The following is a 19,868-nucleotide window of genomic DNA, read 5'->3' as shown; positions in this document are numbered from 1 at the left end:
ATCGCCGTCCGTTTGGCCCGCCGACTGCCAAGATGCCCGTGCTGCCTTCAGGCCTGCCCTCTTCAGAAACCAAACTTATGACACAGTAGTATTAGACGGACGGGCCTGTTCATCCTGCTGTGAATGCGTTGCTGCGCTTGTTTTCTGGCCGGAAAAGCGGCCAAACCATCATCATGCTCATTATGGTCATGATGATGGCCGTCCTCGATGTCGGCTGGGGTGCGGCTGGGCAGGATCACAGACGGACGAAACGGATAACCAATTGAAAATCCTTGCGATGCTGGTTTGCGCGTCGAGAGATCAACGCGTGCCGGGACCGATATCGCAAGGTTTTTCAATATCTTAGCAACAACGCGACTTAACCCATTGAAAAACCATGTGATAGTTTTCTGCGCTCTGGTGCTGGCCGCCTCGATGTCGGCCGGTGCGCACCAGGGCAGGATCATAGACGGACGGTGGTGCGAAGAGCGCGCCGTTGCATCGCCGTCTTGGCGCGATGGCACCAGGATGGCACTGCGCCCATGTAAGGGTTGATATATAATAGTTTTTCACGGTATCATACTCCCCCGGTCGGGGGTTCAAATCCCTCCGCTGCTTTACCAATCGGAAAGCCCGTCAAGTCCATGACTTGGCGGGCTTTTTCGTTTTGGGCCGAGGGGATTACCGGGCCGGCTTTCTGGGGTGGCATCGCGTTTTCGGCGCACCTTGATCATCTGGACAAGGGCAGCCTCAGCAGTGCGCCAATAAATTAGGGCCGGGGCTTATACGGCCCCGACCCGAGTGATAAGGACGCAATATGCGGCGGACTTAGAAGGCGAACTGGGTGGCGAACAGCAACCTCTGGCCGTCGCCCTTCTGGCCGTTGTCGTTGGCAATACGGGCGTACGTGTATTCCAGGCCGAGCAGGGCGCGCGGGATGGGGCTCCACATCAGGTTGGCATAGAGCGACTGGGTCTCGCTGGCGAAGTTGCGGTACTGGCCACCCGGATGCGGGATGTCGTACTTGGTGAAGCCAGCGTTGAACGTCGAACGCCACTGGTCAGACCACCAGCGCTGGTAGCCGATGTTGCCGCCGTAGCCGGTCACGTTCTTGAGGTTGTTGCCGTCGAGGATGGCCGACACGTTGCTGATCTGCGTCATGTACCGGCTGGCGCCGTTCACGTAGATCGCGCTGTAGTACAGGTTGTCCTTGCCGACGGTGTTGAAGCGCCCCTGGTAGCCGAGGGCGAAGCCGAACTGGTCGTCGCTCTGCCGGGGCAGGCCGGTGTCGTAGTTCAGCAGGCGACCGGCGGCGCTGAAGGACTGCCGGCCCCAAGTGTCGAAGTAGGTGTAGCGGGCAACGACGTCCGGCGTCTTGTCGATGGAGTTGGTGCTGATGTTGTTGCCGCCGGCCACGAAGGTGACGCCGTTGGCCCCGTTCCAATCCTGCACCGGCTGCTCCACCGAGATGCTGGCCTGCGACTTGTTGTTGATGGCGTGGGTGTAACGGGCCTGCGGCAGGCGGTTGGTGGCGAGCAGGCCGGCAGGACCGCCGAAGTCGAAGACGTCCGGACCCTGGCCGAGATCGGCGAAGTTTGACCAGTACTGGCCCAGCAGGAACGGGCCCAGCTCGGCCATCGCGTGGCGCAGCCGGAGGCTGACCGAGTTGGTGGACAGCTTCGAACCGCCGGCGCCGTAGAAATCACCCTCAATCAACGTGCGCAGGTCGCCGTAGGCGGTGGGCGTCAGCGTCTCGAAGTTGAGGCGGCTTTCGCGGGCCTCGAACTGGAGCTGGCCGCTGCGGCTCTTCTGCGGCGTTCCGTTGTACGGAATACCGCCGAACCCATCGGTGTACGGCCCGATGACGATCTGGCTGTTGCCCATGGTGCTGTCGAAATCCACGGCCAGGTGCATGCGGGCCATGCCCCCGATCCGCAACGAGGTGTTGGTGCCGGGGATGAGGAAGGAATTGGGCAGCTTGCCCGCGGCAACCGGGGTCGCCGCCGGCGCGGCGGGGGCGGGTTGGGCGGCGGCCTGGGCCTGAGCAGTCGCTTGCGCGGCCGCCTGGGAAGCGGCCTGGGCCTGCGCAGCCGTCTGTGCCTGGGCGGCCGCGGCGCGGGCCTGCTTGCCTTCGAGCGCCTTCTGCTGCGCCTGCAGCGTCTCGATGCGCTTCGACATGGCCTTGAGCTGTGCCTTCAGCTCGCTCAGCTCGTCCGCGTGGCCTGGCCCCGCGAGAAGACCCGTGAGCAACCCGACGGCAATTCCCAGTTGTGCTGATTTCCTCATTGGCTTCTCCCCCCATTTGCAATGTTCGGCAGTCGTTTGCGCCGCCGAAACGATCGTGAATTCCCCCTTCCAAGCCGCAGGAAAGGGTGCGTGCTCACGATTTCATGAGCTCGCCAGACAGCGCGGCTTGGATTTGGCTGCTTGATTGCAGTGACGATGATAGGGATGGATGATTGGCGCCGCATAACCCGAATGGATTATTTGGCGGACAAATTATCCATTTCCCGACGTCACCGGTTCGGCGTCCTTCATCTTGAGAGCCTGCTTCAGCTCGTCGGGCGAGCCGGTCAGGCGCGTGGCGCCGCGTTCCATGATGATCGCCCGGTCGGCGACGGACAGCGCGATGTCGATGTGCTGCTCCACGATGACAATGGCGGTGCCCGTTTCCGCCCATTTCTTCAGGAACGCCAGAATGGGCGGCAGCAGCGCCTGCGCGAGGCCAAGCGAGGGTTCGTCGCACAGAAGGACCTTCGGCTGCGCGACGAAAGCCTGCGCCAGCGCCAGCATCTGCTGCTGGCCGCCGCTGAGGTCGCGGGCGTAGCTGGCGCGCTTCTCGGCAAGGATGGAAAAGACGGAGAAGATGTTGTCGACGCTGCGCCGGAACTCCGCCGCGCTGATCCTGTGCGCGGCGGCCCCCAGACGGAGGTTGTCGTAGACCGACATCTCCGGAAACACCCGGTGGCCGTCGAGGACCAGCCGCAGGCCCGAGCGCGAAATCGCCTCGGGCGTCATGGCCGCGATGTCCCGTCCGTCGAAGCGGACGCAGCCGCGGTCGGGCGTGATGAAGCCGGCGATGGTGCGCAGGAGCGTGGATTTCCCGGCGCCGTTCTCGCCCGCGATGAGGATGATTTCGCCCGGCGCCACGGAAAAACTGACATCCCGGAGAACCGGCATGTTGCCGTAGCCGGCATGAACGCCTTCGACCTCAAGCATGCTTCGATCCGACGAAAAGGGGTTGGGCGGCGGGGTTGCGGGCGACTTCGGTCGGGGTCCCGGTGGCGATGACGCGGCCGGCGTCGAGCACGGTGATGCGGTCGGCGACGTCCCAGACGAGATCCAGGTCGTGCTCGACAAGGACCACCGTCTTGCCCAGCCGACGGCTGACGTTGCGCAGGAGGTTGGCGAACTCCCGCCGCTCGTCCGGCGACAGGCCGGCGGCCGGCTCGTCCAGCAGGAGGATGTTGGCTTCCTTCAGCACCACGCGCATCACCTCGACCAGACGGCGCTGGCCGTGCGGAAGCCAGTCGGCGCTGCGGCCTTCCAGTTCGTCCCGCAGCGTGTCGATGGACAGGGCCGACGGCTGCGTGTGGTCGCCGCCGCGCCCGTCCAGGCCGATCTGCACGTTCCCCCAGATGGACAGGGACGGGAAGATGCGCGGCTTCTGGAAGGTGCGACCGAGCCCCAGCGCCGAGATGCGGTGGGCGGGCAGGCCCGAGATGTCGGTGCCGTTGACCAGGACGGTGCCGCCGTTGATCCGGCTGAGTCCCGTCAGCACGTTCAACAGGCTGGTCTTGCCCGAACCGTTGGCGCCGATCAGGCCGTGGATTTCGCCCTCGCGGACGGTGAGGTCCACGCGGTCGAGCGCCACCACCTTGCCAAACGCCTTGTAGCCCTGGCGGACTTCGATGGCCGAACGCTCGCCCGGTTCCTTGTTCGCCGCCTCGCGGCCGCTGAAAAGCTGGTCCAGGTGCAGGATCGGTCCATCGCGGCGCGACCGCTGCCGGTTGACGCGCAGCTTCTCCAGCCAGCCGACGATGCCGTCCGGGAACATCAGCACGACCAGCAGGGTGACGAAGCCATAGGCCAGCAGCCGGTAGTGCACGAACTCGGCGAGCAGGATGTTTGGCAGGAGATACAGCAGCCACACCCCGACGATCGGCCCCATGGGCTGGCCCCGGCCGCCGACGATGATCGCGAAGAAGAACAGGATCGATAGGTCGAACTTGAAGGCCGAGGGGCTGACGAATCCGACCACCGCCGGGTAGAGCGCGCCGGCGACGCCGGTGCCGGCGGCGACGATCAGGAAGGCGACGGCGCGCATCAGGCCCGGACTGATGCCGAGCGACTGCGCCGCCTCCGGGCTGAGCGCGGCGACGACCATCCGGCGGCCCAGCACCGTCCGCCGCAAGCCCACCTGGAGAATCAGGGCGGCGGCGCCGGTCGCCGCGATCATCAGCGACAGCGGCGAAACCCCCAGCGTGCCGGGCTCCTTCAGCCAGGAGAAGGACAGCGAGATGCCGTTGATGCCGTTCGTCCAGTCGTTCAGCGCGACGAGGATCTCGGGGAAGACGATGGCGGCGCTGAGCGTTACGAAGCCGAGGTGGAACCCCTGCACCCGCAGCGACGGCAGCGCGAACAGCAGCCCCCCGCACAGCGCGGCCAGCACGCCGCACAGGAACGCGGCGGCATAGCCGATCTCGTGCGTTCCGAAGGCGATGCCGACCATATAGGCGGCCATACCGAAGATGGCGCCCTGCCCAAAGGACGCCTGGCCGGCATCCACCAGCAGGATGTTCTGCAGGATCGAGACCGCGATGAACAGGTTCACGAGCTGGAACGTGTGGCTCCAGTACGGGTTTCCGGCCAGTTCGGGGATGAAGGTGGTCAGCGCGATGACCAGGATTCCCACGATCATCTGAAGCGCGTCGGAATTCAGCCGCGCCGGCCGCTCGGCGGTGCCGCTGTCAGTCACTGCCGCCATGGCGAGCCCTTTGGTTTCTTGAAGCGGTTGGCTCATGTCACACCCGCCGTGCCGAGCTGCGGCCGAAAATGCCTTCGGGTCGGATCATCAGCACGCCGACCAGCAGAAGCAGCGCCAGCAGATTCTGGAACTCGCCGCCGACATGGTAGGTCGTCATCATGGTCAAGACGCCGAGCAGCGCGCCGCCGAACAGTGCGCCGGTGTTGCTGCCCATGCCCCCGACGACCGAGGCGATGAAGCCGTTCAGCACGTACTTGACCCCGGACTCGCCGGTGATGGTCAGGACCGGCGCCGCGACGAAGCCCGCCGACCCGATGATCAGTCCGCTGATGGTGAAGGCCAGCAGCTGGAGGCGGCGGACGGGCAGGCCGGCGGTACGCGCCGCGTCGATGTCCTGCGACAGCGCGCTGATCGCCAGCCCGGTCAGGGTCCGCCGCAGGAACCAGCGCAGCGCGACGTACCAGACGACCGCCAGGCCCGCAGCCAGCGCGTAGGGGGCCGGCGTGCGCGTTCCGAACACGCGGAAGCTGGGAAACACGCTGGGCACCTCGCGGGCGATCGGGCCCTGCAGCAGCAGCATCGTGGCGCCGATGATGACCGACACGGCCATGGTGGAGATCAGCCACGATTCGCTGTGCTGCTGAAAGCGCATCGGCAGAAGCGTGACGTACCCCTGCACGGTCATGACGGCGCCGATGGCGATGGCGGCCACGGGAAGCATGGCAAACCAGGAACCGACGCTGGTGGAGTCGAGAAGCAGATGCGCCGCCAGCCCGCCAAGAACGAGCATGTTGCCTTGCGCAAAGTTAAGTACGCCGCTGGAGCTGTAGACTACGTTGAAGCTCATTGCTATCAACGAGAATATGGCACCGGTCGAGAGTCCTCGGACCAGAATGATTGCCAGTTCATCCATCGTTCCACTCGCCTGTCATTAATCGCGGCTAGAATTCCTGCGATGAGATCGCGGGCGCAGCATTGCGCGCGACGCGAGAAAAAAGCTCATCTTCAAACAATTTTCAGCACCGTGTGATTTCTGTTTGGAGAATGCTTAGAATATTATTACGCAAGCGGCAACGCATCGTCTGAAGAGACTACGCGAGAGCCTTGGTTCCCGAGGACTGGTTGGGAAAGTCGGGATTTCGCATGGACTTGCCGCGGCTAATTCATTTGGACGATGCTGCGATAGCGAAGTGTCTGGATGCTGCAACTCTTGATACTGCGGGCGGCGGCCTTTCGACGGCGGCTCGCGGGTGTCGATGGGAACGATTGAGCGGGGAGGGCGAAGGATGGAAGACGGGCAGCCGGTCGCGGACGTGGTTCAGTACGAGGCGGCGAACGGTGTCGCGACCGTCACGATGACGCGGCCGAAGTATCGCAACGCGCAGAACTCGAAGATGACCTACGCCCTGGACGCCGCCTTCCGGCGTGCCGTCGATGACGACGCGGTCAAGGTCATCGTGCTGCGCGGTGCCGGGGACCACTTCTCCGCCGGGCACGACATCGGCACGCCGGAGCGCGACGTGAACCAGTCCTTCCCGCGCGTCCACCTCTGGTACGATCACGTCGGCAAGCCGGGCGGCGAGTTCCAGTACGCCCGCGAGCAGGAAGTCTACCTGGGCATGTGCCGGCGCTGGCGGGAAATCCCGAAGCCGACCATCGCCATGGTGCAGGGCGCCTGCGTGGCCGGCGGCCTGATGCTCGCCTGGGTGTGCGACCTGATCGTCGCGGCGGACAACGCGTTCTTCGCCGACCCGGTGGTGCGCATGGGCATTCCGGGCGTCGAATACTTTGCCCACGCTTTCGAGATGCATCCCCGGATTGCCAAGGAGTTCCTGTTCCTCGGCGAGCGCATGAGCGCCGCCCGCGCCTACGACGTGGGCATGGTCAACCGCGTCGCGCCGCTGGACCGGCTGGCCGAGGAGACCTACGCGGTCGCCGCCCGTCTGGCGGAGATGCCGGGCCTCGGCCTGACGCTGACCAAGCAGGCGATCAACCATGTGGAGGATCTGCGCGGCAAGCGCACGGCCATGGACGCGGCCTTCGCGTGGCACCATTTCGCGCACGCCCACAACCAACTCGTCTCCGGCGACCTGCTCGCCGGCCAGAACGCCCGCAGCATGGCCCAGTCGCAGCGGGAGGGCCAGTGATGGCCGTCGAAGCGATGAGCGTCGATCTGCGCACCGTCCTGTGCGAGCGCCTCGGCTGCCGCCATCCCATCGTGCAGACGGCCATGGGCTGGGTGGCCGACGCCCGGCTGGTCGCCGCCACGTCGAACGCCGGCGGGTTCGGCTTCCTGGCCGGGGCGACCATCGAGCCGGACAAGCTGGAAGCGGAGATCCGCAAGGTCCAGTCGCTGACCGACCGGCCCTTCGGCATCAACTTCCACATGTTCCAGCCGAACGCCATGCAGGTGGTCGATCTGGCGATCCGCTACCGGCTGCGCGCGGTCAGCTACGGACGCGGCCCCGACGCAGCGACGATCCGGCGCCTGAAGGACGCGGGCGTGCTGTGCATGCCCACCGTGGGCGCCGTGAAGCACGCGGTGAAGGCGGTGGAGATGGGCGCGGACATCGTGACCGTGCAGGGCGGCGAGGGCGGCGGCCACACCGGATCGGTGCCGACCTCGATCCTGCTGCCGCAGGTGCTGGACGCGGTGAAGGTTCCGGTGGTGGCCGCCGGCGGCTTCTTCGACGGGCGCGGTCTGGCGGCGGCGCTGGCCTACGGGGCGAGCGGAATCGCCATGGGAACGCGCTTCCTGATGACCACCGACTCGCCGGTGCCCGGCACGGTCAAGGAACGGTACGTGGCCGTGCGCGACCCGGCGCTGGTCCGCGTGTCCACCGCCGTGGACGGCCTGCCGCAGCGGATGATCGACAACCCCGCACTCCGCCGCATCGAGGGCATGAGCCGGGCGGCCCGCCTGGCGGCGAGCGTGCGCCACGCGCTGACCTGGGGGCGGCAGAACGGCATGACCCTGCCGCAGATGGGAGCGCTGGCGTGGCGCGCGGCGAGCGGCGAGGACATGGGCTTCGCCCAGACCGTGATGGCGGCCAACGCCCCGATGCTGATCCAGCGCTCCATCGTGCAGGGCGACGCCGACGCGGGCGTGCTGCCGGGCGGGCAGGCGGCGGCGGTCATCGACCGGCTGGAAAGCTGCGAGGAGATGATCCGCCGCATCGTCGAGGAAGCCTCCGCCCGTCTCGACGCCCTGGCGCGCACGCATGTGAACACCGACCACGTCACACTTGGGAACGCATAATGGCACCCTTCCACAGCACCACCACCGAGGGCGTGGCCGAGCTGGTGATCGACCGGCCGCCCGTCAACGCGCTGGACAGCGCCGGCTGGCTCGCGCTGGCCGCCGAGATTGACCGTCTGGCGGCAGACGACGCGGTCCGCGTCATCGTGATCCGCGGCGAGGGGCGGGGATTCTGCGCCGGCGTCGACATCAAGGAACTGGCGGCCCACCCGGACCGCATCGTGCCGGTGAACGCCGGCAACTACGCCACCTTCCGCGCCGTCCATCGCGCCCTGAAGCCGGTGATCGTCGCGGTGCACGGTTTCGTGCTGGGGGGCGGCATCGGCATCTGCGGCGCCGCCGACATCATCGTCGCGGCACCCTGCGCCAGCTTCGGCGTGCCGGAGATCGACCGGGGCGCCATGGGCGGCGGCGCCCATCTGCAACGCATGTTCCCGGTCCAGAAGGTCCGGCACATGTACTTCACCGGCGAGAGCATCGACGCGGCCGAGGCCTACCGCCTGGGCGCCGTGGAGCGGATCGTGCCGCTGGAGGAGCTGCGCGAGACCGCGCTGGCCATGGCGCGCACCATCGCCTCCAAGAGCCCGGCGATGGTCCGGCTGGCCAAGGAGGCGCTGAACGGCGTCGAGGACGGCAACCTGGAGGACAAGTACCGCTGGGAGCAGGGCTTCACCCTGCAAGCCTACCAGACCGCCGATTCCACCGAGACCCGGCAGGCGTTCGTCGAGAAGCGCGAAGCGCGCTTCGACGCCGGACCCAAGGCCTGAGCGCGGAGGGCGAAGCATGCGTCTGCACTTCACCGAGGCCCAGCGTGCGTTCCGCGCCGAGGTCCGGGCGTGGCTGGAAGCGAACGTTCCGGCGGAACCGCTGGAGGATTTCGACACGGAGGCCGGTTTCACCCAGCACCGCCTCTGGGAACGGACCCTCAGCGATGGCGGCTGGGGCATGGTCACCTGGCCGAAGGCCTACGGCGGCCGGGGCTGCGACCTCATCGAGTGGCTGATCTTCGAGGAGGAGTATTGGCGGGCCGGCGCTCCGGCGCGGGTCAACCAGAATGGCCTGTTCCTGCTCGGCCCGACGCTGATGGAATACGGCACCGAGGAGCAGAAGCGCCGCTTCCTCCCCGCCATGGCGTCGGGCGAGGAGGTGTGGGCGCAGGGCTGGTCGGAACCCGGCGCCGGCTCCGACATGGCGGCCATCCGCTGCACCGCCGTCCGCGACGGCGACCATTATGTCATCAACGGGCAGAAGACGTGGTCCACCCGCGCGCGCTGGGCGGACTGGCTGTTCGGCCTGTTCCGCAGCGACCCGGCGTCGAGCCGGCATCGCGGCCTGACCTTCCTGCTGGTGCCGCTGCGCTCGCCGGGCGTGACGGTGCGGCCGATCCGCCAGCTCAACGGGCTGCCCGGCTTCGCCGAGATCTTCTTCGACGACGTGCGCGTCCCGGTGGACAACCGTCTGGCCGATGAAGGGGCCGGCTGGCAGGTGGCGATGGCCACCGCCGGTTTCGAGCGCGGGCTGATGCTGCGCTCGCCGGCGCGGTTCCAGCAGACGGCGCGCCGGCTGGTCCAGCTCTACAACGAGCGGCGGGCCGAGGCGGACATGGACCCGGCCATCCGCGACGCCGTGGTCCGCGCCTGGATGGGTGCGGAGGCCTACACCCTGTCCACCTACGCGACGGCCAGCCGCCTGATCAAGGGCGGCCACATCGGGGCGGAGGCCAGCCTGACCAAGGTGTTCTGGTCGGAACTCGACCAGCGCATGCACGAAACGGCGATGGCCATCCTGGGCGCCGAGGCCGAACTGCTGCCGGACGGCGGCGGCGACGAGTCGCGCTCCTGGCTGGAAGGGTTCCTGTTCGCCCAGGCCGGCCCGATCTACGCCGGGACCAACGAGATCCAACGCAACATCATCGCCGAACGCCTGCTCGGCATGCCGCGCGCCTGAAGACGGGGGACGCCTGTGGATTTCACCTTCAGCGACGACCAGCTCGAATTCACCGATACGGTCGCCAAGTTCCTTCGCAAGGAGGTCACCCCGACGCTCATCCGCTCCCTGTGGGAGACGGAGGACGGACGCTCGCCGGAGCTGGCGGCGAAGCTGGCCGAGCTTGGACTGCCGGCCCTGTCGGTGCCGGAAGCGCTCGGCGGGCTCGGACTGGGCGACGTGGACTGGCTGCCGCTGGCGCGGGAGTTCGGCTATTCCGCGCTGCCGGATGCCCTGCTCGACACCGCGTGGCTGGCGGCCGGCGCGCTCGCTGAGGATACTGGCAACCCGGTGTGCGCCGAGCTGCTGACCGCCATCGCCGCCGGTGAGGCGCGGATCGCCGTCGGGCACCCGGCCAACCCGCTGGTCGAGGACGCCCACCGCGCCGACCGCCTGCTGCTCCTCCATGACGACGGCCTGCACCTCGTGCCGGCCTCGGAGGTGCGGCTGGAGGCGCGGGGCAGCCTGGATCCGTCGCGCCGGCTGTTCGCGGTCGGCTGGCAGCCGCGCGCCGAGACCCGGCTGACCGCCGATCCGCGTGTCGCGGCCCGCCTGTTCGACCGGGGCGCGCTGGCCGTCGCCGCACAGCTCGTCGGGCTGTCGCAGCGCATCCTCGACCTGTCCACCCAGTACACCGGCGAGCGCCAGCAGTTCGGCAAGGCCATCGGCACGTTCCAGGCGGTGAAGCACCGGCTGGCCGACGTCGCCGTGCTGGTCGAATTCGCCAAGCCGGTCCTGGAGCGGGCCGCCTACGCCCTGGCGAACGGCGATCCGCTGGCGCCGGTCTTCGTCTCGCACGCGCGGGTCGCCGCAGGCGACGCGGCGGCGGCGGCGGCGCGCAACGGCATCCAGGTCCATGGCGCCATCGGCTACACCTGGGAGCTGGACCTCCAGATCTTCATGAAGCGGATCTGGGCGCTGGACGGCGCCTGGGGTCCCCGCCGCTTCCACAAGGCGCGGGTGTCCGACTTCGTGGTCGACCGGGCCGGCGGCCTCGATCCCGGCGACCTGTTCGCGGCGGCGTCCTGAGCGGCCCGCCGGACCGCGCCCATCCCAATCCCCAAAGCCATTCATCACGGAGCATCGCCATGGCCGCGTCGCGGCGCGAAGCCTACATCGTGGACGCCCTGCGCACGCCCACCGGACGGCGCAAGGGCGGCCTGTCCCACCTCCACCCCGCGGACCTCGGCGCCTTCGTGCTGGGCGAGCTGGTCAAGCGCAATGCCATCCCGGCCGAGGACTACGACGACGTCATCTTCGGCTGCGTCGACACCATCGGCGGGCTGGCCGGCAACATCGCCCGCACCGCCTGGCTGACCGCCGGCCTGCCGCTGACCATTCCCGGCGTGACGGTGGACCGCCAGTGCGGCTCCTCCCAGCAGGCCGTGCATTTCGCCGCGCAGGCGGTGATGAGCGGCACCCAGGACGTGGTGATCGCGGGCGGCGTGCAGACCATGACGCAGATCCCGATCTCCTCGGCCATGACCGCCGGGCAGGCGTTCGGCTTCGACGACCCGTTCACCGGCAGCGCCGGCTGGCGCGCCCGCTTCGGGGACGGCGCGGTCTCGCAGTTCGACTCGGCCGAGATGATCGCCGACCGCTGGGACATCTCCCGCGCGGAGATGGAGGCCTACGCGCTGGAAAGCCATGAGCGCGCCCGCTGCGCCGCCGCCGAGGGACGTTTCGACCGCGAGATCGTGCCGCTGGAAGGCGTGACGCGCGACGAGACCCCGCGCGAGACCTCGCTGGAGAAGATGGCGACGCTGGAGACGCTGCTGCCCGGCCGCAAGATCACCGCCGCGACCTCCAGCCAGACCTGCGACGCCGCCGCCGCGCTGCTGGTGGTGTCCGAGGAGGCGCTGCGCCGCTACGACCTGAAGCCCCGCGCCCGCATCCACCACCTCAGCGTCTACGGCGACGACCCGGTGTGGATGCTGACGGCGCCCATCCCCGCGACGAAGCGGGCTATGACGCTGGCCGGGATGCGCTGGGAGGACATCGACGCGGTCGAGTTCAACGAGGCCTTCGCCTCGGTGGTCATGGCGTGGCTGAAGGAGACCGGCTACCCGGCCGACCGCACCAACCCCAACGGCGGCGCCATCGCGCTGGGCCACCCGCTGGGTGCCACCGGCGCGCGGCTGATGACCACGCTGCTGCACGAGCTGGAGCGCACCGGCGGCCGCTACGGGCTGCAAACCATGTGCGAGGGCGGCGGAACCGCCAACGTGACCATCATCGAGAGGCTGTGAGAACCATGGGCATCTGCGACGGGCGCTCCGTCATCATCACCGGCGCGGGGGGCGGTCTGGGACGCGCCTACGCCCTGGAACTGGCGGCCGAGGGCGCCGCCGTGCTGGTCAACGACATCCGTGCGGAGGCCGCCGAGGCGGTCGTCGCCGAGATCGCGGCGGCGGGCGGCAAGGCCGTCGCCAACAGCGACGACATCACCCGGATGGTCGGCGCCGACGCCATCGTCGCCCAGGCCATCGCCGCCTTCGGCGACGTCCACGCGGTGGTCAACAACGCCGGCATCTGCCGCGACCGCCTGTTCCTCAACCTCGGCGACGAGGAGTGGGACGCCGTGATGAACGTGCATCTGCGCGGCCACTTCTGCATCGCGAACCGGCTGGCCCGCTACTGGCGCGACCGCAGCAAGGCCGGGGAGGCGGTGGACGGGCGCATCATCAACACCTCGTCCGGCGCCGGCCTGCAAGGGTCGGTCGGGCAGGCCAACTACTCGGCGGCGAAGGCCGGCATCGCGGCGCTGACGCTGGTGCAGGCGGTCGAGTTGGCGCGCTACGGCGTCACCGCCAACGCCCTGGCGCCGACGGCCCGCACCTCGATGACCGAGACGGTGTTCGCCGACGTCATGCGCCCGCCGGCGGACGGCGGCTTCGACCGCTACGCGCCGGAGAACGTGGCGCCGCTGGTGGCCTGGCTGGCGAGCGCGCAGTCGCGCCACGTCAACGGGCAGGTCTTCGAGGCGTGCGGCGGCCTGATCGCCCTGGCCGAGGGCTGGCACACCGGCCCGCAGACGGACAAGGGCGCCCGCTGGCGCGCCGCCGAGCTGGGCGATGCCGTCGGCGGGCTGCTCGCCGAAGCGCGGCCGCCCCAGAAGGTCTGGGGGTCATGAGACGGCCCAGAGGAAAGTCGCAAGGGGAGAGAGTGGCATGAATCTCGACCTGACGTCGGAACAGGAGATGATCCGGGAGGCCGCCGTCGGCTTCCTGACGGAGCGCGCCGGACCGGCCGCCCTGCGGCGGGCGGCGGAGGCCGGAAGCGGCTACGACCGCGCGCTGTGGGACGCCATCGGGCGCGAACTGGGCTGGTGCGCCCTGGCCGTGCCGGAGGAGTACGGCGGCATGGCCATGGGCGCCTTCGACATGGCGCTGCTGGCCGAGCGGATGGGGCAGGCGCTGCTTGCCTCGCCGTTCTTCGCGACGGTCTGCCTCGCCGCTCCGCTGCTGGTGCACGCCGGCACGGCGGGGGCGAAGGAGACGTACCTGCCGGCCATCGCGGCGGGTGAGCTGGAGGCCACCGTCGGCCTGTCCGCGCTGGGCGGCGTGTGGTGGCCCGACGCCGGGGCCGTGGCCGCGGGCGTCACCGCGCGGCCGGACGGCGCCGGCTTCCGCCTGGACGGGCGGCTGCCGCACGTCCCGGACGGCGCGACGGCCGGGCTGATCCTAGTGCCGGCGCGGATCGAGGGGGGCGGGATCGGGGTGTTCGCGGTCACGCCGGCGGCCTCCGGGCTGACCGTGCGGCCGCTGAAGACCATCGACGTCAGCCGTCCGCTCGCCGACATCCGGCTCGACGGCGTGGCGGTTGGCGCGGAGGCGCTGGTCAGCGATCCGGCGCTCGTCGCGGCGGGCCTCGCCCGCGCGCTCGACGAGGCGGCGCTGGCCTTGGCGGCGGAACAGGTCGGGGTGGCCCAGGGCGCGCTGGACGGGACGCTGGCCTACATCGCCGAGCGGGTCCAGTTCGGCCGCGCCATCGCGTCGTTCCAGGCGATCAAGCACCGCTGCGCCGAGCTGATGGTGCGCATCGAGGTCGCGCGCTCGGCGGTGATGGGCGCGGCGCGGCTGGCGGCCTCCGGGGAGGACCCGCAGGCGGCGGCGCTGGAAATCTCGGCGGCGCGGGCGCTGGCCACCGATGCGGCGTTCCTCGCCGCGCAGGAGGCGATCCAGCTGCACGGCGGCGTCGGCTTCACCTGGGAATACGACCCGCACCTGTATTTCAAGCGCGCCCAGGCTTCGGGCGCCTGGCTGGGCGGCGCGGACGACCATCTCGACCGCATCGCCGCCGTGGTCTGCCCGGCATGACGAGGGAACCGATGACCGCCAACGACACGACGATGGACGCCGGATTCCGGCGCGAGGTCGCCGGCTGGCTGAACGAGCACCTGACCGGCCGTTTCGAGCCGTTGCGCTTTCGCGGCGGGCCGGGCGACGGCGACGCCTTCCCGGACCTGCGCAAGGAGTGGGAACGGGAGCTGGCGGTGGGCCGCTGGAGCTGCATCGGCTGGCCCGAGGAGTATGGCGGGCGCGGCCTTCCGGTTCCGTTGCAGATCGCCTTCCACGAGGAATACGCGCGCGCCGGCGGACCCGGTCGCCTGGGCCACATCGGCGAGGGGCTGATCGGCCCGACGCTGATGGCCTTCGGCACCGAGCGCCAGAAGCAGCGCTACCTGCCGCCCATCGTGGCGGGGCGGGAGTTCTGGGCGCAGGGCTATTCGGAACCGGGCGCCGGTTCGGACCTCGCCGGGCTGAAGACCCGCGCGCGGCGGGATCCCTCGACCGGGCAATGGCGGGTGACCGGGCAGAAGGTCTGGACGTCGCTGGCGCACGTGTCCGACTGGATCTTCGTGCTGGCGCGCAGCGAGGAGGGCTCGGTCGGGCGCGAGGGGCTGTCGTTCCTGCTGATGCCGCTGCACCAGCCCGGCATCGAGATCCGGCCGATCCGCCAGATCAACGGCGGCGAGGAATTCAACGAGGTGTTCTTCGAGGGCGCCGTGGCGGAGGCCGAGGACATCGTCGGCAAGCCGGGCGACGGCTGGGCGGTGGCCATGGCCCTGCTGGGGTTCGAGCGCGGGATCTCGACGCTCGGCCAGCAGATGACCTTCGCGCACGAACTCGACCTCGTCGTCGAGATCGCGCGGGAGAACGGCAGCCTGCGCCAGCCCGCCATCCGCCGCCGCATCGCCCAGTCCTGGGCGGGCCTGCGGGCGATGCGCTACAACGCGGCGCGCATGCTGTCCGGTTTCGGCAAGGCCGATCTGGCGCGCGAGGCCCTCGGCTACAAGTACTACTGGTCGCACTGGCATCGCGACCTCGGCAAGCTTGCCGCCGACGTGCTTGGCGTCGAGGCCGACGTGGTGACCGGCGATCCGCGCCGGGAGCGCCTCCAGCAGCTTTTCCTGTTCAGCCGCGCCGACACGATCTACGGCGGCACCAGCGAAATCCAATTGAACATCATCGCCGAGCGCGGGCTCGGCATGCCCAAGGAACCTCGGGGAAAGGCCTGAGAAAACCCATGACCGAGACCACTTCATTCACGCCGGCCAACGTTGCGCCGGCCTACGTGCCCGGACACCGGCTGCTCGCCGGGAAGTCCGTGCTCATCACGGCGGCGGCCGGCGCCGGCATCGGCTTCGCCACGGCGCGGCGCTGCGTCGAGGAAGGCTGCCGTTCCCTGGTCGTCGCCGACATCCACCCCGGCCGGGTGGCCGCCGCGGTGGAGCAGCTGCGCGCGCTGGGCGAGACCGAGGTGCACGGGCTGCTCTGCGACGTCACCAACGAGGAACAGGTCGGCGCCCTGGTGGCGGAATCCGAGGCCAGGCTGGGCGGCATCGACGTGCTGGTCAACAACGCCGGGCTCGGCGGCTCGCGCCGGGTCGTCGAGATGAGCGACGGGGAATGGCACCGCGTGCTCGACGTCACGCTGACCGGCACCTTCCGCATGACGCGGGCGGCGCTCAAGGTGATGATCCCGCGCGGCAAGGGGGTGATCGTCAACAACGCCTCCGTGCTCGGCTGGCGGGCGCAGAAGGAGCAGGCCCACTACGCGGCGGCCAAGGCCGGCGTCATGGCGCTGACGCGGTGCAGCGCGGTGGAAGCGGCCGAGCACGGCATCCGCATCAACGCCGTCGCCCCCTCCATCGCCCTGCACGATTTCCTGAAGAAGTCCGCGCCCGAGGAGCTGCTCGCCGATCTGGCCCGGCGCGAGGCGTTCGGCCGCGCCGCCGAAGTGTGGGAGGTGGCCAACGTGATCGTCTTCCTCGCCAGCGACTACGCCTCCTACATGACGGGCGAGGTTCTGTCCGTCAGCAGCCAGCACGCGTAACGGAGCCCGCCATGACCTTCACCTTCCGCACCGTGGACGAGGCGCTCGCGGGCGTCGGCCGCAGCGTCGGCCCGAGCGACTGGATCCCGATCACCCAGGAACGGATCGACCAGTTCGCCGACGCCACGGGCGACCACCAGTGGCTGCACGTCGATCCGGAGCGCGCCGCCAACGGCCCGTTCGGCGCCACCATCGCGCACGGTTACCTGACGCTGTCGCTGATCAACATGGTCCTGCCGGACCTGATCATGCCCGACAACCTGAACTGGGGCGTCAATTACGGCTGCGACCGGGTGCGCTTCCCGGCACCGGTGCGCGTCGGATCGCGCGTGCGCATGGCCGGCGAGGTCACCAAGGTCGACCGGCTGGACGAACTGACCGTGCAGGTGACGCTGCGCATCACCGTGGAGATCGAGGGCGAGCCGAAACCGGGCTGCGTGGCCGACGTGCTGGCCCGCTATTCCCTCAATGGAGCAAAGTGAATGAACGCGAACGACGCTGTCATCGTCTCGACGGCCCGGACGGGCATCGGCAAGGCGTTTCGCGGCGCCTTCAACGACACCGAGGCGCCGGTCCTGGGCGCCCATGTCGTGCGTGCCGCCATCGAACGCGCCGGTGTCGCCCCGGACGAGGTCGAGGACGTCATCATGGGCGCCGCCGCGCAGCAGGGCACCCAGGGCTACAACCTCGGCCGCCTGTGCGCCACCGCCGCCGGATTGCCGGACAGCGTGCCGGGCATGACGCTGGACCGCATGTGCTCGTCCAGCCTCATGACCATCGCCGCGGCGGCCCGCGCGATCCGCTGCGGCGAGGTGGACATCCTGGTGGCGGGCGGCGTGGAATCCATCTCGCTCACCCAGAACAAGCACAAGAACACTTACCGCGCCCGCTCCGAGGCGGTGCTGGAGCGGAGCCCGGCGGCCTACATCCCGATGATCGAAACGGCGGAGATCGTCTCCAGCCGTTACGGCATCGGTCGCGATGTCCAGGACGCCTACGCCCTGCTCAGCCAGCAGCGCACCGCCGCGGCGCAGAAGGCCGGCCTGTTCGCCGACGAGATCGTCCCGATCACCGTGGACAAGCTGCTGTTCGATGTCGAAGGCAAGCCGGCCGGCCACGAGCGCGTCACCCTCGACTGGGACGAGGGCAACCGGCCCGACACGACCGCGGAAAGCCTGGCGAAGCTGAAGCCGGTCTGGAAGGATGGCGCCTGGGTCAAGCAGGGCGAGTATGTCACCGCCGGCAATTCTTCCCAGCTGTCCGACGGCGCCGCCGCCGTGGTGGTGATGAGCCGACGCGAGGCCGACCGCCGTGGCCTTGCTCCGCTCGGCGTCTACCGTGGCGCGGTGGCCGTCGGCTGCGCCCCGGACGAGATGGGCATCGGCCCGGAGTTCGCGGTGCCCAAGCTGCTGGAGCGGCACCGTCTGGCGGTGGGCGACATCGGCCTGTGGGAGCTGAACGAGGCGTTCGCCGCCCAGGTGGTGTACTGTCGCGACCGGCTCGGCATCCCGGAGGAGCGCATGAACGTGAACGGCGGCGCCATCGCCATCGGCCACCCGTTCGGCATGACCGGCGCGCGCATGGTCGGTCACGCCCTTCGTGAGGCGCGCCGACGCGGCGAGCGCTACACGGTCGTCACCATGTGCGTCGGCGGTGGCATGGGGGCGGCCGGTCTGTTCGAAGTGCCCTGAGGCACGCTCCACCATCCCCCGCTTCCGGCGGGAGCGGGGGGAGCAGGGGATTTTCCGCAGGGGATGCTTCATGGCCAACATCTATGCCTTCGAAGGGCTGCGGCCCGTCGTCGATCCGAGCAGCTTCGTCCACCCGACCGCGACGCTGATCGGCGACGTCATCATCGGGCCGAACTGCTTCGTCGGTCCCGGCGCGGTGATGCGCGGCGATTTCGGCCGGCTGATCCTGGAGGCCAGCTGCAACCTCCAGGACAACTGCGTCGTCCACAGCTATCCCGGCCGCGAGTCGGTGGTTCACGAACTGGGGCACATCGGCCACGGCGCCATCCTGCACGGCTGCACGGTCGGACGGAACGCCCTGGTCGGCATGGGAGCGGTCGTGATGGACAACGTCGTGGTGGGGGAGGAGGCGTTCGTCGGCGCGCTGTCCTTCGTCGCGTCGGGCATGGCGGTTCCGCCGCGCACGCTCGTCATCGGCCGGCCGGCAAAGGTCACCCGCGAGCTGAGTGCCGGGGAGGTCGCGCGCAAGACGCGGGGCACCGGCATCTACGTCGATCTGGCGGCCCGCTTCGCGCGCTCGATGGTTCCTTGCACGCCGCTGGCAGCGCCGGAACCGGATCGGCCGCGCCTGGACGACCTGAAAGTCACCCCCCTCGGGTTCAAGGAAGGCCGCTGACGGGTGTGTCGCGCCACGGGCGTCCGGCGGCTTGGCCGGGCGCCCGTGGCAGCATGCCTATTCCGCCGCCTTCTCCGGCCCCTCCGTGACCCGCGCCAGCAGGTCGCGCGCCTTCGGGTTTTCCTTCAGGAGTTCGTTGGTGCGCTTGACGACCCGCCACCCCTGGGTGGTCCGCGCGAACTCCCACCGCGAGGCGCTGAGCCGGATCACCGGGAACTGGCCGCCGATCTGCTGGTAGGTGGTGGCGTGGTGCGTCGCGACCGCGCGGTCGCCGTCGATCACCAGATGCGGCATGGTCGAAAGATGGCCGGACCCGGAGGCCATCAGCCCCTGGTGGAACTCGCCGTAGAAGGCCTGCCTCAACCCCTCGTGGCCGGAATAGACGCCGAAGCCGCTGACCTCGTAGGTGCAGTCCTCCGTCCAGATCTCCTTGATCAGCTCGAAGTTGGTCGCGTCCGCTGCCGGCCCGTAGGCGGAGATGAGCTGCATGATCTCGATATAGTCCTCGATATGGTCCAGCCGCTCTTCAAGGCTCCTGTTCGACTTCGGTCGCGCCATGTCTGTTCTCCTTCATCGGCCGTGCGGGATGGGCGGGGATGCCGTGTTTCGGCGTGTTCCCGGCATGGGCAGGGATAGGGGATTGGCGGGTTTCGTTGCATCCCCCAATCGGACCATGGCGGTGCCGTTGCCGCACCGGTCGGCCCGTTAGTCTCTTTGGACGATGCCGCACCGCCGCATCGGTGGGAGGCTGGAGGACATCGGGGAGCGGCTGCCGCGCCCCGCGCCCGCGCGCCGGACTTGGCGCCGGCCCTGGCGCTGATTGCGGGCGCCGGACCGGGCGCGCACCGCCCCCTTTCCCCTTTCACTGCGACGGACACTGGCGTGGCTCGATGAGCACCTTCTCCAAAGACTGCGGCGCGGCCGACGTGATCGCGCAACTGCGCGACGGCA

The 19,868-nt window shown here is 69.2% G+C and carries 19 protein-coding genes; 13 read left to right on the top strand and 6 right to left on the bottom strand.

Features of this window, described 5'->3' with window-relative positions; translation table 11 throughout:
• Nucleotides 1-62 precede the first annotated feature (62 nt).
• From J2852_RS30725 to J2852_RS30705, 5 genes are all read right to left on the bottom strand, one after another.
• Entirely contained in the window at nucleotides 63-446 is a 384-nt protein-coding gene (locus J2852_RS30725) for a hypothetical protein (protein WP_209883010.1), read from the bottom strand.
• A 361-nt stretch (nucleotides 447-807) separates the two neighbouring features.
• Nucleotides 808-2,265 (bottom strand): DcaP family trimeric outer membrane transporter, encoded by a 1,458-nt coding sequence (locus tag J2852_RS30720; RefSeq protein WP_209883008.1) that lies wholly within the window; start codon nucleotides 2,263-2,265, stop codon nucleotides 808-810.
• 213 nt (nucleotides 2,266-2,478) lie between these two features.
• Nucleotides 2,479-3,198, bottom strand: a complete 720-nt coding sequence (locus tag J2852_RS30715) for an ABC transporter ATP-binding protein (RefSeq protein WP_209883007.1) — start codon at nucleotides 3,196-3,198, stop codon at nucleotides 2,479-2,481.
• The gene (locus J2852_RS30710) at nucleotides 3,191-5,002 is read right to left on the bottom strand and encodes a branched-chain amino acid ABC transporter ATP-binding protein/permease (RefSeq protein WP_209883006.1); all 1,812 of its coding nucleotides are present in this window, start codon (nucleotides 5,000-5,002) and stop codon (nucleotides 3,191-3,193) included. Before J2852_RS30710 ends, J2852_RS30715 begins: the two co-directional genes overlap by 8 nt.
• Before the next feature lies 1 nt (nucleotide 5,003).
• Nucleotides 5,004-5,879 carry a branched-chain amino acid ABC transporter permease gene (locus tag J2852_RS30705; protein WP_209883005.1) on the bottom strand — a complete coding sequence of 292 codons (876 nt, stop codon included), beginning with the start codon at nucleotides 5,877-5,879 and terminating at the stop codon, nucleotides 5,004-5,006.
• 373 nt (nucleotides 5,880-6,252) lie between these two features.
• Here J2852_RS30705 and J2852_RS30700 point away from each other — a divergent pair, with 373 nt between their 5' ends.
• The 13 genes from J2852_RS30700 (at nucleotide 6,253) to J2852_RS30640 (ending at nucleotide 18,917) form a co-directional block, all read left to right on the top strand.
• A complete protein-coding gene (locus J2852_RS30700) occupies nucleotides 6,253-7,113 on the top strand; it encodes an enoyl-CoA hydratase (protein WP_209883003.1) in 861 nt (286 codons plus the stop codon).
• Nucleotides 7,113-8,225: an NAD(P)H-dependent flavin oxidoreductase gene (locus J2852_RS30695; protein ID WP_209883002.1), complete on the top strand. Its 1,113-nt coding sequence runs from the start codon at nucleotides 7,113-7,115 to the stop codon at nucleotides 8,223-8,225. Before J2852_RS30700 ends, J2852_RS30695 begins: the two co-directional genes overlap by 1 nt.
• Nucleotides 8,225-8,992, top strand: coding sequence for an enoyl-CoA hydratase family protein (locus tag J2852_RS30690; protein ID WP_209883000.1), 768 nt, complete (start codon nucleotides 8,225-8,227; stop codon nucleotides 8,990-8,992). The genes J2852_RS30695 and J2852_RS30690 overlap by 1 nt, the downstream gene beginning before the upstream one ends.
• Before the next feature lie 16 nt (nucleotides 8,993-9,008).
• Entirely contained in the window at nucleotides 9,009-10,172 is a 1,164-nt protein-coding gene (locus J2852_RS30685) for an acyl-CoA dehydrogenase (protein ID WP_209882998.1), read from the top strand.
• A 15-nt stretch (nucleotides 10,173-10,187) separates the two neighbouring features.
• Nucleotides 10,188-11,240, top strand: coding sequence for an acyl-CoA dehydrogenase family protein (locus J2852_RS32285; protein WP_209882996.1), 1,053 nt, complete (start codon nucleotides 10,188-10,190; stop codon nucleotides 11,238-11,240).
• Between the two features lie 59 nt (nucleotides 11,241-11,299).
• Nucleotides 11,300-12,460, top strand: a complete 1,161-nt coding sequence (locus J2852_RS30675; protein WP_209882994.1) for an acetyl-CoA C-acetyltransferase — start codon at nucleotides 11,300-11,302, stop codon at nucleotides 12,458-12,460.
• Nucleotides 12,461-12,465: 5 nt separating this feature from the next.
• Nucleotides 12,466-13,344, top strand: a complete 879-nt coding sequence (locus J2852_RS30670) for an SDR family oxidoreductase (RefSeq protein ID WP_209882992.1) — start codon at nucleotides 12,466-12,468, stop codon at nucleotides 13,342-13,344.
• Nucleotides 13,345-13,381: 37 nt separating this feature from the next.
• Nucleotides 13,382-14,530: an acyl-CoA dehydrogenase family protein gene (locus J2852_RS30665; protein WP_209882990.1), complete on the top strand. Its 1,149-nt coding sequence runs from the start codon at nucleotides 13,382-13,384 to the stop codon at nucleotides 14,528-14,530.
• Nucleotides 14,531-14,541: 11 nt separating this feature from the next.
• Entirely contained in the window at nucleotides 14,542-15,732 is a 1,191-nt protein-coding gene (locus tag J2852_RS30660; protein WP_209882988.1) for an acyl-CoA dehydrogenase family protein, read from the top strand.
• A gap of 8 nt (nucleotides 15,733-15,740) precedes the next feature.
• Nucleotides 15,741-16,550 carry an SDR family oxidoreductase gene (locus J2852_RS30655; RefSeq protein ID WP_209882986.1) on the top strand — a complete coding sequence of 270 codons (810 nt, stop codon included), beginning with the start codon at nucleotides 15,741-15,743 and terminating at the stop codon, nucleotides 16,548-16,550.
• 11 nt (nucleotides 16,551-16,561) lie between these two features.
• The gene (locus J2852_RS30650) at nucleotides 16,562-17,032 is read left to right on the top strand and encodes a MaoC family dehydratase (RefSeq protein WP_209882984.1); all 471 of its coding nucleotides are present in this window, start codon (nucleotides 16,562-16,564) and stop codon (nucleotides 17,030-17,032) included.
• Nucleotides 17,033-18,241: an acetyl-CoA C-acyltransferase gene (locus J2852_RS30645; protein ID WP_209882982.1), complete on the top strand. Its 1,209-nt coding sequence runs from the start codon at nucleotides 17,033-17,035 to the stop codon at nucleotides 18,239-18,241.
• 70 nt (nucleotides 18,242-18,311) lie between these two features.
• Complete coding sequence (locus J2852_RS30640) at nucleotides 18,312-18,917, top strand: acyltransferase (RefSeq protein ID WP_209882980.1); 606 nt, start codon at nucleotides 18,312-18,314, stop codon at nucleotides 18,915-18,917.
• 57 nt (nucleotides 18,918-18,974) lie between these two features.
• On the opposite strand, the gene J2852_RS30635 is transcribed toward J2852_RS30640, so the two are convergent.
• Nucleotides 18,975-19,475: a nuclear transport factor 2 family protein gene (locus J2852_RS30635; RefSeq protein ID WP_209882978.1), complete on the bottom strand. Its 501-nt coding sequence runs from the start codon at nucleotides 19,473-19,475 to the stop codon at nucleotides 18,975-18,977.
• Nucleotides 19,476-19,868 lie beyond the last annotated feature (393 nt).

The organism is Azospirillum soli (genome assembly GCF_017876165.1).
In the GTDB taxonomy this organism is placed as follows: Bacteria; Pseudomonadota; Alphaproteobacteria; order Azospirillales; family Azospirillaceae; genus Azospirillum; species Azospirillum soli.
The sequence above is the reverse complement of the archived record's forward strand: the minus strand, read 5'-3'. Positions and strand labels throughout refer to the sequence as shown.

What these genes read in the sequence shown, in the direction of transcription:
- J2852_RS30725 (WP_209883010.1), bottom strand. Translation starts at nt 446, where the DNA reads ATGATCCTGCCCTGGTGCGCACCGGCCGACATCGAGGCGGCCAGCACC.
- J2852_RS30720 (WP_209883008.1), bottom strand. Translation starts at nt 2,265, where the DNA reads ATGAGGAAATCAGCACAACTGGGAATTGCCGTCGGGTTGCTCACGGGT.
- J2852_RS30715 (WP_209883007.1), bottom strand. Translation starts at nt 3,198, where the DNA reads ATGCTTGAGGTCGAAGGCGTTCATGCCGGCTACGGCAACATGCCGGTT.
- J2852_RS30710 (WP_209883006.1), bottom strand. Translation starts at nt 5,002, where the DNA reads ATGAGCCAACCGCTTCAAGAAACCAAAGGGCTCGCCATGGCGGCAGTG.
- J2852_RS30705 (WP_209883005.1), bottom strand. Translation starts at nt 5,879, where the DNA reads ATGGATGAACTGGCAATCATTCTGGTCCGAGGACTCTCGACCGGTGCC.
- J2852_RS30700 (WP_209883003.1), top strand. Translation starts at nt 6,253, where the DNA reads ATGGAAGACGGGCAGCCGGTCGCGGACGTGGTTCAGTACGAGGCGGCG.
- J2852_RS30695 (WP_209883002.1), top strand. Translation starts at nt 7,113, where the DNA reads ATGGCCGTCGAAGCGATGAGCGTCGATCTGCGCACCGTCCTGTGCGAG.
- J2852_RS30690 (WP_209883000.1), top strand. Translation starts at nt 8,225, where the DNA reads ATGGCACCCTTCCACAGCACCACCACCGAGGGCGTGGCCGAGCTGGTG.
- J2852_RS30685 (WP_209882998.1), top strand. Translation starts at nt 9,009, where the DNA reads ATGCGTCTGCACTTCACCGAGGCCCAGCGTGCGTTCCGCGCCGAGGTC.
- J2852_RS30675 (WP_209882994.1), top strand. Translation starts at nt 11,300, where the DNA reads ATGGCCGCGTCGCGGCGCGAAGCCTACATCGTGGACGCCCTGCGCACG.
- J2852_RS30670 (WP_209882992.1), top strand. Translation starts at nt 12,466, where the DNA reads ATGGGCATCTGCGACGGGCGCTCCGTCATCATCACCGGCGCGGGGGGC.
- J2852_RS30665 (WP_209882990.1), top strand. Translation starts at nt 13,382, where the DNA reads ATGAATCTCGACCTGACGTCGGAACAGGAGATGATCCGGGAGGCCGCC.
- J2852_RS30660 (WP_209882988.1), top strand. Translation starts at nt 14,542, where the DNA reads ATGACCGCCAACGACACGACGATGGACGCCGGATTCCGGCGCGAGGTC.
- J2852_RS30655 (WP_209882986.1), top strand. Translation starts at nt 15,741, where the DNA reads ATGACCGAGACCACTTCATTCACGCCGGCCAACGTTGCGCCGGCCTAC.
- J2852_RS30650 (WP_209882984.1), top strand. Translation starts at nt 16,562, where the DNA reads ATGACCTTCACCTTCCGCACCGTGGACGAGGCGCTCGCGGGCGTCGGC.
- J2852_RS30645 (WP_209882982.1), top strand. Translation starts at nt 17,033, where the DNA reads ATGAACGCGAACGACGCTGTCATCGTCTCGACGGCCCGGACGGGCATC.
- J2852_RS30640 (WP_209882980.1), top strand. Translation starts at nt 18,312, where the DNA reads ATGGCCAACATCTATGCCTTCGAAGGGCTGCGGCCCGTCGTCGATCCG.
- J2852_RS30635 (WP_209882978.1), bottom strand. Translation starts at nt 19,475, where the DNA reads ATGGCGCGACCGAAGTCGAACAGGAGCCTTGAAGAGCGGCTGGACCAT.